This is a genomic window from Paenibacillus cellulosilyticus, assembly GCF_003182255.1.
In the GTDB taxonomy this organism is placed as follows: Bacteria; Bacillota; Bacilli; order Paenibacillales; family Paenibacillaceae; genus Paenibacillus_T; species Paenibacillus_T cellulosilyticus.
Genome location: NZ_QGTQ01000016.1, coordinates 21,686 through 35,718, shown reverse-complemented (window position 1 = coordinate 35,718; position 14,033 = coordinate 21,686). Strand labels below are relative to the sequence as shown.

Genomic DNA, 14,033 nt, shown 5'->3' with positions numbered 1-14,033 from the left:
TTGTTCACGACTCGAATTAATGTGGTTTACTAACCGCAGGCAGCGTAATGGTGAGGCGCGTGCCTTGTCCTGGTGCGCTATCGATTGCGATCAATTCACGTTCACCGAAAAACAGCTCCAGCCTGCGGAACACGTTGCGCATGCCAAGTCCAGCGGACTGTGAAGCTTTTGTATTCGAAGGCGGGGGGCTGCTGCTCGCAGCAGCATTATGAATATCGTCGGATGTGGCTTGCAGCAGCCGACGACGCACCTGCTCGGCCATCCCTTTGCCGTTGTCGGCTACGGTAATTCGAACAGCTTGGTCATCTGGTATGACCTCGATGGACAGTGAGATGACAGCGCCTCGCTCCAGCTCCTCAACGCCATGAACGAAGGCGTTCTCGACGATGGGCTGCAGCGTAAGCGGCGGCAGCATCGTATTGAGCGCTCGTTCGTCGATATGACGCTCGAAGGTGATTCGCTCGCGGAACCGTGCCTGCTGAATGGTCATGTAGGCATCGACATGAGCCAGCTCCTCACGCAGGGTGACGGGGCGGTCCAGGCTTTGCAGGTTGTAGCGAAGCAGGGAAGACATCGACACGATGAGATCGCTTGTCCGCTCGGCCCCTTCGATTAAAGCCAGCTTGGCTAGTGCATTAAGCGAGTTGAATAGAAAATGCGGCCGAATCTGGCTCTGCAGCGAGCGCAGCTCCAATTCGCCGAGCAGCCGCTGCTGCTCGCTTTGTTCGCGCTCGAGCCGTGCGATTTCGCGCAGCCCGCCCAGCATGCCGCTGAAAGCCTCGGCCATCATGCCGAGCTCATCCCGGCGGGCAAGCTGGGGCGGCTCGGCCTCAAGTTCGCCGCGGGCGATGCGCCCCGCCGATTCGACGAGCATGCCGATGGGGCGGGTGATGCTGCGCGAGATCCAGAGCGCGAGCAGGGCGGCGAGCACGGTTTCGACGATGAGGACAGCTGCGCCGAGACGAAGGAGCTGGACATTTTCCTGCTGGATACGGTGGAAGACCGGCTGATCCGCTTCCAGCTCCATATCGATCAGCTGGCTGCCTTGCTCGTAAATGAAACCAGCCGTATCTTCTGCTTTTTCGTATAGCGCAAGCGCTTCTGCAGGCGTAGTGGAGGCAAGTGCAGCCTGCGTTTGGTCGAGCAGCGTACCGAGCATTTGAGCGTAGCCGATCGATTCGGAGGCGGTCGATAGGCTGAAGCCATTTCCCAGCAGTTGGGCTTGCAGCCTGTTAAGCTCGATCTTCAGCTGGAGCAGCTGAGCCGCAGATACATCGGTCGGGTCATCTCGATTGCTGTAGAGTGATTGCAGCAACTGGTTCGATGTTTGTGCAGCCTGTTTGTACAGCAGCAGCCGTTCCATCATTTGGTCGTAGCTTCGCTGCACGACGTTTGTGCTGCGGAATAGCAGGAGCGTAATCGATCCGACGAGCAGGACGAGCAGCGGAATGAACAGCAGCAGCTTGGTACGGATCGTCATGGGCAGCCGCCTTGCAGACCGAGCTTTTGTCTCGTCATAACGGTCGTTTCAGTTAGAATGTTCGCCAGCTCCTGACCCGCAGACGTCAGTTCCCGGAGCAGCTTTACCGCTTCATACCCCATCTCGTAAGGCTTTTGCACAATTGTGGCAGAGACAAGACATTGTGTGATCGCCTCGCGTGTACCTGGCAGCAGATCGAACGCGTAGAGAGCAGGATACTTGATCGCTGCTGCGGATGATGCAGTCTTAATCGGAGCAGCTTCATTCGCAGCAGTTCTAAGTGCTTCGTTGTCTCCGCCAGCTGTTGATGCCGCCTCCAGACGTCGAACCGCCTCCGCCATACCTGGGCCATCGAGTGCGCTGAAACCAACGATCGCGTTGATCGCGGGATGCTGCTGGATGAGCTCGGTCGTCTGCTCAACAGCACGCAGCCGGGAATTGCTCGTCGTGCGAGCGTCGACGATGCGAAGCTGCGGGTATTGCGCTATCGCATCCTTGAAGCCTTGCAACCGCAGCTTCTGGTTAACGGCGCTGCTGCCCATGAGCACGCCGATCTGCCCGCTGCCGCCAGTTGCAGCCGCGACCTGCTCGCCGAGCTGCCGGCCGGCCTTGCGGTTGTCGCTGCCAACATAAGCAAGCCGCTTGCTGCCCTGCTCATCGGCATCCATCGTTACGACGGTGATGCCAAGGTCATGCGCTTCGTCGATCAGCGCGCGGTAGTTCGGATCGTTGAGCCCTTGCACGATGATGGCGTAAGGCTTCGATGTAATCATTTTGGCAAGCAGCCGCAGTTGTTCTTCAGGATTAATCCGGCTTGGTCCGATATAGGAGAGAGATAGCTCGAATGTCTCCGCTGCGGCCTGGGCGCCTTGCTTGATCTCAAGCCAGAACGGATTGTCCGTTTCTTGGGCGATTAGGACGACCCGCGGCTGCTGCACTTGCTCGGCAGATGGTGAAATGACAAGGGATTGCGCCAGCCGCTGAACTTGGAAGACCGAGGTGAAGAACAGAACCAAGAGGGCAGCGAATAAGGCAAGCAATAGAAGGGACAGCAGCGTTGTTTGTCGTGTAGACATAAGGACTCCTTCGATGATGGCGCTCCCCATAGCGTGCGTCAAATCGTAGGAAACCATTACACAAGCTGTGTAAGAATATAGGCATCTCAAATGTCCGGATGTTGATGACAATGTAGTCACTATTTGGGTTTTGTGCTACGATCAAGGTAGGACAACTAGGAGAAAGGATATGGGACGTGGAGCATATACCAGAACGAACAGAGAAGGAGTTTGCATTTACACCTGTGGATGACGTTGAACGGTGGAACGTAGCAGGCGATGAACCTGATGCGGAGAGCATCGTTTCGAGATACAGCGAGTCGATATTCGCCAGGCGGCTCGGCGCAATCGTTATCGATAATTTGATCGTGGCCGCCTTGTTGATGGGGGTGTTCATGCTGTATACGGTTCCCCAACTGACAAATGAGGAGTGGAACCCAGCATCGCTGCTGTTAATCGGCTTGGCTATCGGGGTTGTATATGGGTATTTTGTGTTGCTGGAGGCATTCTTCGGTTCAACCGTCGGCAAATGGGCGCTGCAAATTCGAGTCGTCAAGATGGATCGTTCGGCGCCAGGATTCGGAAGGGCGCTCCTCCGGAGCGTGATTAAAACGTTTGAGTCGAGCATCCTGATGCTGTGCGGCATCGTTTCTGTCATTCTCATTCTTGTTACGCGCAAAAAGCAGCGACTGGGCGACATGGCCGCGGGCACCTTCGTCCTACGAGCGCGGGATGCGAAGCCGTTGGATAGAGGTCGGCTTGCTGCGATGCGCGCCCTATTAATCGTGTTGTCCGTTACAGCCGTCATGTGCATTCCGATCAGTATTAGTGGAATGGTGAAGCTGGCGGCTTCGCCGCAAACTTTCGAGACTGCGGACGGGCAATACCAATTGCAGGCGCCTTCGAGCTGGGATGCTGAGGACACTGACGGAGAATTGTATATTAGCAATTTTCTATCGGACGAGTCCGTCATTGTTGGTTCGGATGATGAATATACGCTCGATGGATGGGTGACGCTTGAGGAGTACCATGAGATCATCTTGGATTGGCTTCCGGAAGCGATAGAAGCCGAGCTGGATGGCGGACAGTCCGAGGCGATCAGCTTGAACGGTCATCCTGCATATCGATTCACGATGAATGGCCGTTCCGATGGCGAGCGGCAAGCTTATAACGTTACAGTGACCGGTGATGAGGACAAATACTACTTCATCGTCGCATGGGTCTCTAAGACGGACAATACGGACCGATCAGTCGAGCAATTCCGGCAGGATTATCAGCACAAATTAGAGCATCTCGACGAGATCGTCGGCACGTTCAAGTCGGTGCGCGGCTTGGTGAGTATATAGGTTGGTACGAGGGGCCTTCAACTGCTGGCTAGGCGGTTGAAGGCTTTTTTGATTGTTGGGAGGAGGCGCGCGGTAGAATAGGTGCTGACCGGTTGCGATAGAGGCGATTTATCGCTCCTATCTATGAAGAGTGAGCTAATGGAGCGGGATAGAGGCGATAAATCGCTCTTAAGTGTGGGGGATGAGGGAATGGAGATGGATAGAGGTGGTTTATCGCTCCTAAGTGAGAAGGTGAGAGAACGGTGCGTATTAGAGGCGATTTATCACCCCTAAAGGTCGGGAGAAATTCGACGAAACATGTTAGAGGTGATTTATTGCCTCTAAGTCAGGACCGGTTAGATGACTTGAAAGTACCTTATCCGCCACCGAACCGCCATCCGCCCCAGATAGAGTACATAAAAGTATCCTAACCACCACCGAACCGCCGTCCGCGCATTCCCAACCGTCAACAAGCGCACCAACACCGCCACCGAAAAACGCAAAAAAGCCCTAACCCAAAGGGGTCAGGGCATGCAATATCACGCCGTGCTTACAGCAGGCCGGCGTGCTTCAGGCCTTGGCGGATGCCGCCTTCGTTCACGTGTGCCGTCACGTAGTCGGCATGTGGGATGAGCTCAGGGTGCGAGTTGCCCATTGCAACGCCGAGGCCGACTGCAGCGAGCATTTCTTTGTCGTTCAAGCCGTCGCCGAATGCCACTGCTTCTTCAACGGAGATGCCAAGGTGACGCAGCATCGCATCAATGCCGAGCGCTTTGGAGCCGTCCTCAGGGAGCACGTCCATCGCGTTTTTGTGCCAGCGTACAAGGCGCAAGCCCGGCAGTACGTCCGCGTACAGCTCTTCCTCATGCGCTTCGCAGTGGAGGAACGCTTGATAGATGCTCTCTTTTTGCCAAAAGTCAGGATCGTGTCCCGGAGGCGAGATCCGCAGCGAGTTGACCGATGTCAGCATGCTGTTATTATCAGGCGTATTCGCATAGTACGATTCGCCGCCCTCGAACACGAGCGGATGATTGTTTTTGCCGGCATGCTCGACGAGCGCTTCCAGACATTCACGTTCAATCGGACGCTCGAACAGGACGCGGCCATCATGCACTACATACGCACCGTTCAGGCTCACATACGAATCGATGCCGAGCTGCTCGGCAATCGGCTTGAAGAAATACGGTGCGCGGCCAGTCGCGATTACCGGAATAACGTCCGTCTGCTTCAGCTCGTTGATGGCGTCAATCGTATCTTGCGGAATTTGCTTCTCTTCGTTTACAAGCGTACCGTCAATATCGAAAAAAACGATTTTATAGCTCATGTTGTCGTCTCCTATCCTATTATCTCTATTTTCTATGAAAACCGAACTTATTACGGCCTATCATACTATGGATGTACGCCCTGCGTCGAGATATGAGGCTGATATTGGAAGCATAAGCAGCACGCACCGCGGATAACCTAAGGGTTGGAAAAGGAGGCGACAACCATGTGCAACATTCACAGCGGTAGCACGAGCGACTTCGTTAATTCCATTAACGAGCAGCAGTACAGACAGCGGAAGAACAAGGAGCGCTTCGGCAAAGGCACCCCAAGCTCCAAGCTGCAAACAAAGCAGCATACGAATAATCCATAGCGCGAATTCATGCCATTAAACCAATTAAGGCCATCCCGCATGCGCACCAGTTGTGCTACCAGGGAGGCCTTTTTTGCTATATATTGTTAGATGGATAGGTCCTGGTTCCTGCATTCACACGGCAGGCAGGTATGCTATAACTATAATACGACAAGTGAATATGGCAGTTGAAAGGGTGCGAGCACGATGGCAATAAAGCTGAGCCGGCTTACGCAGCAGCTATCTCCGTTTCGGACAAGCAGCCTAGGTACACCTCAACCGGACAAAAGGTCGCTGCGGCGGACCGTCGTCGTTTATGTGCTGATCGGCAGTTTGCTGCCGCTGGCGCTGCTCAGTCTCATGACGTACAACTTGATCTATAATGTCATGACGAACAAGGTGCAGACCGGTATCGAGGCGACGCTGAAGCAGGAGGCGGCAAGCCTGGAGAATACGATCAACAACCTCGACTTCGCTTCCAAGCAGTTTGCGCTCGATGGCGGCGTGGTGGACGAGGTGGCGGCTTTCCTGCAGGAGCCTGAGGTATATAAGAAGCTGCAAATTATGACCCGCATCAACGAGAAGATTAACCTTGTGAACTTCACCAATCCGTATCTAGGTGTAACCGCTTACATTATGCCGAAGGCGGAAGATCCGGTCTTATTCTCGAACTTAAATCTATACAGCGACGTTAGCTTTGATAAGCTGCCCCCGTTCACGACGTATAATGGCGGCAATTACTACGGACCTCATCGCACGATGTACAGCGCCAGCGATAATACGGTGTTTTCTGTCGTCCGCAAGGTGCGCATGGACGATGACAGCGAGGTCTATGTCTACTTAGAGACGAACTACAATCAGTTTCGCAAAATACTTAATAACGAGTCGTACGGCATCAAAGTGTCGCATCTGCTCATCAACGGCGATGGAGAATCGACCTATATCGATCTGGATGACAAGCCGGAGCTTGGTCTCAATGCCAAGTGGAAGAGCGGAGAGCCGCTTGCCGATGCCTACAAGGGCTATCGCGATTTTCGCTATACAAGCCCGCAGGGCTGGCAGCTCGTGACGCTCGTGAAGAAGTCGGCTTTCAACAGCGAGATCAACGCTTGGTTCGTACAATTGGGGCTCTTGGCGTTCGCGACGCTAGGCTTTGCCGTATTGCTGGCGCTGCTCATCTGGCGGTGGATTTATCGGCCGCTCAACAAGGTTAATCAACAGATCGTACGCATGTCGGACAATCGGACGACGCCGGTATCTTTTACGAATGTGGAAGAGTTCGACCTGCTGCTGACGAGCTTCAAGGAGATGAAGACGCGCATTAACGATCTGATCGGCGAGGTCGAGCACAAGGAGAAGGAGAAAAGCCGAATCGAGATCGAGAAGCTGCTGAGCCAGATCAATCCGCATTTTCTGCACAATACGCTCAATACGGTGCAGTGGCTGGCACGGATGAACGGCCAGAAGGAGATCGATCGGCTCGTGACGCTGCTCGTGAAGGTGCTTCAATACAACCTTGGCAAGCAGAGCCTCATAGTGACGATGCGCGAAGAGATTGAGGCTGTGCAAAATTACATGGAGCTGCAGCGTATCCGCTACGATTACGAATTCGAGTTCAGTCTGGAGCTGGACGATGCGGCGATGGCGGCGGCGGTGCCGCGCTTCCTGCTGCAGCCGCTTGTCGAGAACGCGATCTACCATGGGGCGAGTGAGTCGAACGGATGCGTGACCGTTGCGGTTCGATCCGCGGATGGCGATCGGCTAATGCTTGTCGTTGAGGACAACGGAGAGGGCATTAGTGAAGAGAAGGCGCGCAAGCTGCTAGAGGAAGATCCAGAGGGACGGAAGCAGGGACTGGGCATCGGCCTATCCTATGTGAATCGGATGCTGAAACGTTTCTACGGTGAGCAGGCAACGATGCATATTGGCAGCAAGCCCGGCGAAGGGACCGTCATCGCAATCACCATTCCTAGAAGGACGAAGGAGGAATTCCATGATTAGAGCATTGGTCGTAGACGATGAGAAGCTCGTGCGCAAAGGGTTTATCTCGATCATCGATTGGGCGTCGCATGGCATCGTCATAGTCGGCGAGGCGAGCGATGGTGCCGCTGCGCTGGAATGGATGAACAATAACGAGGTCGATCTGCTCTTCACGGACATTACGATGCCGCGAATGGACGGCTTCGAGCTGATCCGCCAAGTGCGTCAGCAGTTTCCGCACATGCAGTCGGTCGTGCTGACGTGCCATCATGAGTTCGACTACGTGCAGGAAGCGATGCGGCTTGGTGCCATTGACTATATCGTGAAGACGCTGCTTGAGGTGGATAGCAGCGATTCGGTCATCAGCCGGATCGTGGAACGCTGTCGTTGGGAACGGGGTAAAATAGGTGGCGCCGCCGAGACGGCCTCCCGGCAAGCAGCGCTTTCCGTTGGACAGGCCATCGCCTTCGTCCCGCGTGAACGCGGCGGCGACAGCGGCGAGCTGTTCCGGCTGCCGCTTGCCAAGGGCAGCCGGCTCATACAGCTGTCAGCTGGCGTATGGCTGACGCAGCCAGCCTCATCTTACACAGCGGCCGAGCTCGACCGCGAGCTGGGTGACCGGCTGCTTGCCTGCTGGCGTCCCGTTATTGTAACGGGTATAGAAGGTGGTGCAGCCGTCGAGGAAGCCGGTCGTCTCGTTGAAGACTCGAAGCTGCTAAGCCGCTTATTCTATGCGCCTGAGAAGTCGGGGACGATGACGCTTGCGATCGGAGATTTGAAGCCGCGGTATAAGGGAAGCAGCGCGGATGCACAGCTAGCCGCTGCCGTACCTAACCAGTGGCATACGCTTCGTTGGGCACTCCATACAGAGGAGTGGAAGACGATGCTTGCCGAAGCAGAGCGGCTGGAGATACAGCCCGAAGCCTGGCACACGTTTGCTGGTCAACTGTTCGCGGACTGGTCCGGCCTGCTGTTCACAGCGGACGAGCGTGTCCGCATGTTAGAGGAGAGCAGCCGCAATCGGACTTGGCGTGACTGGCGCGATTGGCTGGGCCGCGTGTCGTCACTCGTTCGCAGCCGAACAGAGGAGCTGGCGATGTCGCGGGAAGTAATGGGCTGCCTGATCGGAGCAGTCATCTATATGCGGCAGCACGCCGGGGACAAAATCAATCAGTCCGACGTTGCGACGCACGTCTCCATGAGCCGCAGCTACTTCAGCCAATGCTTCGCGAAGCTGGCTGGCGCATCGTTCGGCGACACGCTGCGGGCGATGCGAATCGACCTCGCCAAGCGGCTGCTGCAGGAATCGGATGCACCGGTGTACGAGATAGCGGAGCGGGCGGGCTTCGAGGATGACAAGTATTTCAGCCGCGTCTTCCGTGAGCATGTCGGGCTGCTCCCATCGGAATACCGCACAGCCAAACGCTAAGCTAGAAGGAGATGCAAGCGAGCAGGTTTGCCCATGCACGTCTGCGACGATCATACACGTAGTTAATTATCGGTAACGTTTTCGAGAAGTGAAAGTTCTGCCGGGTTAGACAACGGTTGTGCGGCTGGCTCGGCATTGATCGGAGCACAGCCCCCTAGTAGTGCGAGTTCAACCCCTAGTGGGAATATGGTTCTGTGCGGTAGGAATTTGGTTCACAAACCTCAAACAGGCGAACGTGAACGGAAGGCAGCTTTCAATCTCGCTCGCTCCTGTTTGTTCGCTACAATGAAAGCGTAAACATTAACGATGAAACGCAAGGGGGATATATGGTGATGGCAAACTACAGATCGTCCAAATGGATGGCAGCGCCTATCGCTTTGGCCGTATTGCTTAGTGCTTGTGGCAGCGGCGGCGACAGCGACGCTGGAGACAGTGGCAAGAGCTCGACGTCATCGGATGCTGGCGACAGCGGTAAGACGACAACGTCATCGGACGCTGGAGACAAGGGCACGACGACAACATCATCGGATGCGAAAGGCGACACGCTTGCTTATGAGAAATACAGCGAGCCTGTATCGATCAGCGTCGGCTTCAAAATTCCGGATGACAAGCTGGGCGCAGGCGACACCAACGATAACAACCCTGTATCGCGCTATTTAGAGAGCATTTCGAATATTAAAGTAACGCATGCTTGGGAAGCAAAGGGCGATGACGCCTTCAAGCAAAAGGTGAACCTCGCAATCGCCAGTAATGACCTGCCGGATGCGATGGTCGTCGACCGCAACCAGCTGCGCAAGCTGATCGACAACGACATGATCGAGGATTTGACCGATGTTTATGCGAAGTACGGCTCTGAGCTTGTAAGAGCGATGTATGACTCGACGCAAGGACTTGCACTCGCAGATGCAACGGTGGATGGCAGATTGTATGGCTTGCCGAACGTTGCGATCGAGGCGGATGCACCTTCGCTGCTCTGGATTCGCCAAGACTGGCTCGACAAGCTGAACCTGCAGGCGCCGAAGACGGTTGACGAGCTTGCGGCAGTGGCGAAGGCATTCATCGAGCAGGACCCAGATGGTAATGGCAAGAAGGACACGCTTGGTCTGACGGGCGATAAGCAGGTTGTATATGGACAAAAGCCGAACCCGAACGGCTTCGACTCGATTTTTAGCTCGTATCATGCCTTCCCTAAGAACTGGATCAAGGACAAGGACGGAAACGTCGTCTATGGTTCAATTACGCCAGAGAACAAGGATGCACTCGCGAAGCTGGCGGAGATGTATAAAGGCGGCTTGATCGATCCGCAGTTCGCGCTCTATAAAGAAACGCAGGAGCCGATCGTCGCGAACAAAACAGGCATGTTCTTCGGCCCTTGGTGGATGCCATATTGGCCGCTTGCTGACGCAGTGGCGAACGATACGAAGGCCGAGTGGAAGGCGTATGCGGCTCCGCTCGACAAAGATGGCAAGTTCGTCACGCACATGGCGCCGGTAACGGACCGTTACCTCGTAGTACGCAAAGGCTACAAGAACCCAGAAGCGGCAGTGAAGCTGCTGAACGCATTCACGCGCATCGAGCGCCGTCAAGATCCGAACAAGGATGAGATGAAGAAGCTCGACGACTATGCAACGGCAAACACGGTACAGAACCGCAACTACTACCCGTTTGACCTGCTGCTCGACTACTCCGACGCAGTTGTGAAGCGTTACAAGGATGTGCAGGCCGCGCTTAAGGGCGAGCTCGATCCAGCAACGTTTGATCCAGACACGAAGCAAGTATACGACTACTCGGTCATCGAGAAGGAGAATCCGAAGAAAAACATGGACGCGTGGAAGCCGGCCAAAGCGTATGAGCTCGGCGGCGGCATTCTCGCTAACACGGACATGGAGAAAGTCTACAGCCTGTTCTACGGCACGACGAAGACGATGGAGACGAAGTGGACGTCGCTGCAGAAGCTGGAGAATGAGACGTTCTTGAAGATTATCGTAGGCGACCTGCCGGTCGATGCATTCGATTCGTTCGTCAGCGACTGGAAGAAGCTTGGCGGCGACCAGATTACGAAGGAAGTTTCCGATATTGTATCCGGTAACTAGTAGCTAGTTTCGTTTGGGAGATTCGCTTGGGGGCTTCGGCGTTCGCCGGGTCCCCGTTGGATTCTCAATTTTGACAAGTACGGCAAGTGAATGACCATTAAACAGTAAAGCGGTGAGAACCGATGTTGTGGAGAAAACGTTCGTTTCATTATCACCTGATGGTATGGCCGGGCATCGTGTTCCTGATTCTATTCAGCCTCGTTCCGATGTTCTACTCGCTTATGGCATTTCAAGATTTTCGGCCGCGGCGCGGCATTACCGGTTCGGATTGGGTCGGGTTCGAGAACTTCAAGTACATGTTCGAGCTGCCGGACAGCCGGACGATTTTCTTCAATACGATATTTCTCGCGGTCATGAAAATCATTGCCAACCTGATCGTGCCGCTCGTGTTCGCGCTTCTGCTCAACGAGGTGAGGGTACGGTTCATGCGGAGATGGATTCAGACGATCGTCTATTTGCCGCACTTCCTGTCATGGGTGCTGCTCGCTACGGTCTTCTTCGATGTCTTCTCGCTGGATGGCATCATGAATAAATTGTTCGGCTTGTTCGGCGTCGACCCGATTCTGTTCTATCAGAGCAACAAATGGTTCCCGGCGATCATCATCAGTACGGACGTCTGGAAGGAATTCGGCTTCGGCGCAATCGTCTATCTGGCAGCTCTCACTGGCATCAATCCTGTGCTGTACGAGGCTGCGGAGATTGATGGCGCTTCCCGGTTCCGTCAGCTCATCCACGTTACGATTCCGGGCGTGAAGACGACGGTCATTCTGCTGGCGACGCTGGCGCTTGGCAACGTGATGAATGCGAACTTTGACCAGATCTTCAATATGTACAACCCCTTGGTGTATCAATCGTCCGACATTATCGACACGTACGTGTATCGCGTCGGCTTGAATGATCTGCAGTACAGCTTGGCTACCGCGGTTGGACTGCTGAAGTCCGTCGTCAGCTTCGTCCTCGTGACGGTGTCGTACGTACTGGCTTCGCGGTTCGCGAACTATCGGATTTTCTAAGGCGATGAGGTGACCTCCATGGTAGGAAGAAATAATATTCAGAATCGGATCATCGACCAATCGATCCTCGTGGTGCTCGTCGTCATTACGCTGGCGTGTCTCATTCCGCTGCTGCATACGGTAGCTGTGTCGTTCAGTGATAAGTCGGCCGCCGACGCAGGCAGGGTGCTGCTGACGCCGATTAAGCCGACGCTTGCCAGCTATTCGAAGGTATTGGATGATTCGTTGTTCTTCACGGCCTTCTTCATCTCAATCAAGCGGGTCCTGCTCGGTGGATTGCTGAACTTCGTCATTACGATTATGATGGCATACGCGCTGTCGAAGGACGCGAAGCAGTTCCCGCTGCGCAACGTCTACATGTGGTTCCTCGTCTTCACGATGATGTTCAGCGGCGGTATCGTTCCATGGTTCATGACGGTCAAATCGTACGGTCTGCTCGATTCCATCTGGGCGCTCGTACTGCCGCATGCGGTACAGACGTTCAACGTTATCCTGCTCATGAACTTCTTCCGCAACCTGCCGAAGGAGCTGTCCGAAGCAGCGGAGATCGACGGAGCGGGACCCTGGTACACGATGATCCGCTTATACGTGCCGCTGTCGCTGCCGGCGATCGCAACCGTAACGCTGTTCAGCATCGTGTTCCACTGGAACTCATTTTTCGATGGTCTCATCCTCATGAACAAGCAGGACCATTACCCGCTGCAAACGTATATCCAGACGCTCGTCGCCCAGCTGAGTGCACAGGCGATGACCGCCATGACGCCAGAGCAGCTTGCCGAGGCGATGGCTGTCTCCAACCGCACGTTCGGCGCAGCGAAAATCATCGTCTCGATGATTCCAATCCTCGTCATCTACCCGTTCCTCCAACGCTTCTTCATCCACGGCATTACGCTGGGATCGGTGAAGGAGTAGGAGAGAGGTGGGTCCTCTCGGAAACAAAGCCCCGATTCGCGCCTACGCGCGGAGCGGGGCTTGCTTTATTTAGGACAGATCATAAAGAGTCTGAGTCATAACTCTAATGCATGACACTGATACCTAACATTCATTTTCATGATGGTTCAAAATGGTGTATCATTCGGTTGAACCTTCTCACAAGGAGAGACTTGTAATGTCTGATGCATCATTGTCGCGCAAACAAACGTTATTTTACTTGGTTTTCCTCATTCTAATGTGGGGGATTAATTGGCCTTTGTCCAAATATGCGCTAGAATTCACGCCGCCGATTTTATTTGCCGGCCTGCGTACTTTAATCGGTGGAGCGCTGCTTATTATGATTGCACTGCCGCGCTGGAGGCAGCTCCGGCTTCGGGAAACGTGGCTCTATTATGTGCTGTCCGCTTTCTTAAGCATTGTATTTTATTACGGCTTCCAGACCGTTGGCTTGCAATACATGCCGGCAGGGTTATTCTCAGCGATCGTATTCTTGCAGCCGGTACTGCTTGGACTGTTCGCGTGGATATGGCTTGGAGAGCGGATGTACCCGCGGAAAATGGTCGGTCTGCTGCTCGGCTTTGGCGGCGTTGCCGCCATGAGCATCGGCGGATTGGAGGGAGGCATCTCTGTCATCGGCATCTTGCTCGCGTTGGCATCCGCGCTTAGCTGGGCGCTTGGCACCGTTTATATCAAACGGCAGGCAGCCAAGGTCGACTCGCTGTGGATGACGGCTATGCAGATCATCATTGGCGGCATCGTCATGACGGCGTACGGCTCAAGCGTCGAGAGCTGGTCAGAGGTACGCTGGACGTCCGCTTTTGTATACGATACGTTGTTCATCTCTGTATTCGTCATCGCGCTCGGCTGGCTCGTGTATTTCAAGCTGATTGGTTCAGGCGAGGCATCGAAGGTAGGCTCGTTCACGTTCCTCATTCCGGTCGTCTCCATCATCTGCAGCATCTTGTTCCTTAACGAGCATTTGACCATCAACTTGGTCGCAGGCATGATCCTTATCGTTGGCAGCATTCTGCTTGTGAACGTAAGATCGAGACAGGTTTAATTGTTCGACGAAAAACGTGTTAGACTGGCTTGAATAAAGAAACAGCGGTA

At 54.5% G+C, this 14,033-nt stretch carries 11 protein-coding genes; 8 read left to right on the top strand and 3 right to left on the bottom strand.

Annotated elements, in window-relative coordinates:
• Window positions 1-16 precede the first annotated feature (16 nt).
• Window positions 17-1,480, bottom strand: coding sequence for a sensor histidine kinase (locus DFQ01_RS18665; protein ID WP_110045422.1), 1,464 nt, complete (start codon window positions 1,478-1,480; stop codon window positions 17-19).
• The gene (locus tag DFQ01_RS18660; RefSeq protein ID WP_174812504.1) at window positions 1,477-2,556 is read right to left on the bottom strand and encodes a substrate-binding domain-containing protein; all 1,080 of its coding nucleotides are present in this window, start codon (window positions 2,554-2,556) and stop codon (window positions 1,477-1,479) included. Before DFQ01_RS18660 ends, DFQ01_RS18665 begins: the two co-directional genes overlap by 4 nt.
• 176 nt (window positions 2,557-2,732) lie before the next feature.
• On the opposite strand from DFQ01_RS18660, the gene DFQ01_RS18655 reads away from it, so the two are divergent.
• A complete protein-coding gene (locus tag DFQ01_RS18655; protein WP_174812505.1) occupies window positions 2,733-3,881 on the top strand; it encodes an RDD family protein in 1,149 nt (382 codons plus the stop codon).
• 529 nt (window positions 3,882-4,410) lie between these two features.
• Here DFQ01_RS18655 and DFQ01_RS18645 read toward each other — a convergent pair.
• Window positions 4,411-5,184, bottom strand: a complete 774-nt coding sequence (locus tag DFQ01_RS18645) for a Cof-type HAD-IIB family hydrolase (RefSeq protein WP_110045418.1) — start codon at window positions 5,182-5,184, stop codon at window positions 4,411-4,413.
• 165 nt (window positions 5,185-5,349) lie between these two features.
• Here DFQ01_RS18645 and DFQ01_RS18640 point away from each other — a divergent pair, with 165 nt between their 5' ends.
• The 7 genes from DFQ01_RS18640 (at window position 5,350) to DFQ01_RS18610 (ending at window position 13,983) form a co-directional block, all read left to right on the top strand.
• Window positions 5,350-5,496, top strand: coding sequence for a DUF4023 domain-containing protein (locus tag DFQ01_RS18640; RefSeq protein ID WP_110045417.1), 147 nt, complete (start codon window positions 5,350-5,352; stop codon window positions 5,494-5,496).
• A 186-nt stretch (window positions 5,497-5,682) separates the two neighbouring features.
• A complete protein-coding gene (locus DFQ01_RS18635; protein WP_110045416.1) occupies window positions 5,683-7,476 on the top strand; it encodes a cache domain-containing sensor histidine kinase in 1,794 nt (597 codons plus the stop codon).
• The gene (locus DFQ01_RS18630; protein ID WP_110045415.1) at window positions 7,469-8,884 is read left to right on the top strand and encodes a response regulator transcription factor; all 1,416 of its coding nucleotides are present in this window, start codon (window positions 7,469-7,471) and stop codon (window positions 8,882-8,884) included. The genes DFQ01_RS18635 and DFQ01_RS18630 overlap by 8 nt, the downstream gene beginning before the upstream one ends.
• A 332-nt stretch (window positions 8,885-9,216) precedes the next feature.
• The gene (locus DFQ01_RS18625) at window positions 9,217-10,977 is read left to right on the top strand and encodes an extracellular solute-binding protein (RefSeq protein WP_174812506.1); all 1,761 of its coding nucleotides are present in this window, start codon (window positions 9,217-9,219) and stop codon (window positions 10,975-10,977) included.
• Between the two features lie 122 nt (window positions 10,978-11,099).
• A complete protein-coding gene (locus DFQ01_RS18620) occupies window positions 11,100-11,990 on the top strand; it encodes an ABC transporter permease (RefSeq protein ID WP_110045413.1) in 891 nt (296 codons plus the stop codon).
• An 18-nt stretch (window positions 11,991-12,008) separates the two neighbouring features.
• Entirely contained in the window at window positions 12,009-12,902 is an 894-nt protein-coding gene (locus DFQ01_RS18615; protein WP_110045412.1) for a carbohydrate ABC transporter permease, read from the top strand.
• 196 nt (window positions 12,903-13,098) lie between these two features.
• A complete protein-coding gene (locus tag DFQ01_RS18610; RefSeq protein WP_110045411.1) occupies window positions 13,099-13,983 on the top strand; it encodes a DMT family transporter in 885 nt (294 codons plus the stop codon).
• Window positions 13,984-14,033 lie beyond the last annotated feature (50 nt).

Excerpts from the sequence above, each read along its gene's own strand:
- DFQ01_RS18660 (WP_174812504.1), bottom strand. The coding sequence starts at position 2,556 with ATGTCTACACGACAAACAACGCTGCTGTCCCTTCTATTGCTTGCCTTA.
- DFQ01_RS18625 (WP_174812506.1), top strand. The coding sequence starts at position 9,217 with ATGGCAAACTACAGATCGTCCAAATGGATGGCAGCGCCTATCGCTTTG.
- DFQ01_RS18635 (WP_110045416.1), top strand. The coding sequence starts at position 5,683 with ATGGCAATAAAGCTGAGCCGGCTTACGCAGCAGCTATCTCCGTTTCGG.
- DFQ01_RS18645 (WP_110045418.1), bottom strand. The coding sequence starts at position 5,184 with ATGAGCTATAAAATCGTTTTTTTCGATATTGACGGTACGCTTGTAAAC.
- DFQ01_RS18640 (WP_110045417.1), top strand. The coding sequence starts at position 5,350 with ATGTGCAACATTCACAGCGGTAGCACGAGCGACTTCGTTAATTCCATT.
- DFQ01_RS18615 (WP_110045412.1), top strand. The coding sequence starts at position 12,009 with ATGGTAGGAAGAAATAATATTCAGAATCGGATCATCGACCAATCGATC.
- DFQ01_RS18665 (WP_110045422.1), bottom strand. The coding sequence starts at position 1,480 with ATGACGATCCGTACCAAGCTGCTGCTGTTCATTCCGCTGCTCGTCCTG.
- DFQ01_RS18610 (WP_110045411.1), top strand. The coding sequence starts at position 13,099 with ATGTCTGATGCATCATTGTCGCGCAAACAAACGTTATTTTACTTGGTT.
- DFQ01_RS18620 (WP_110045413.1), top strand. The coding sequence starts at position 11,100 with ATGTTGTGGAGAAAACGTTCGTTTCATTATCACCTGATGGTATGGCCG.
- DFQ01_RS18630 (WP_110045415.1), top strand. The coding sequence starts at position 7,469 with ATGATTAGAGCATTGGTCGTAGACGATGAGAAGCTCGTGCGCAAAGGG.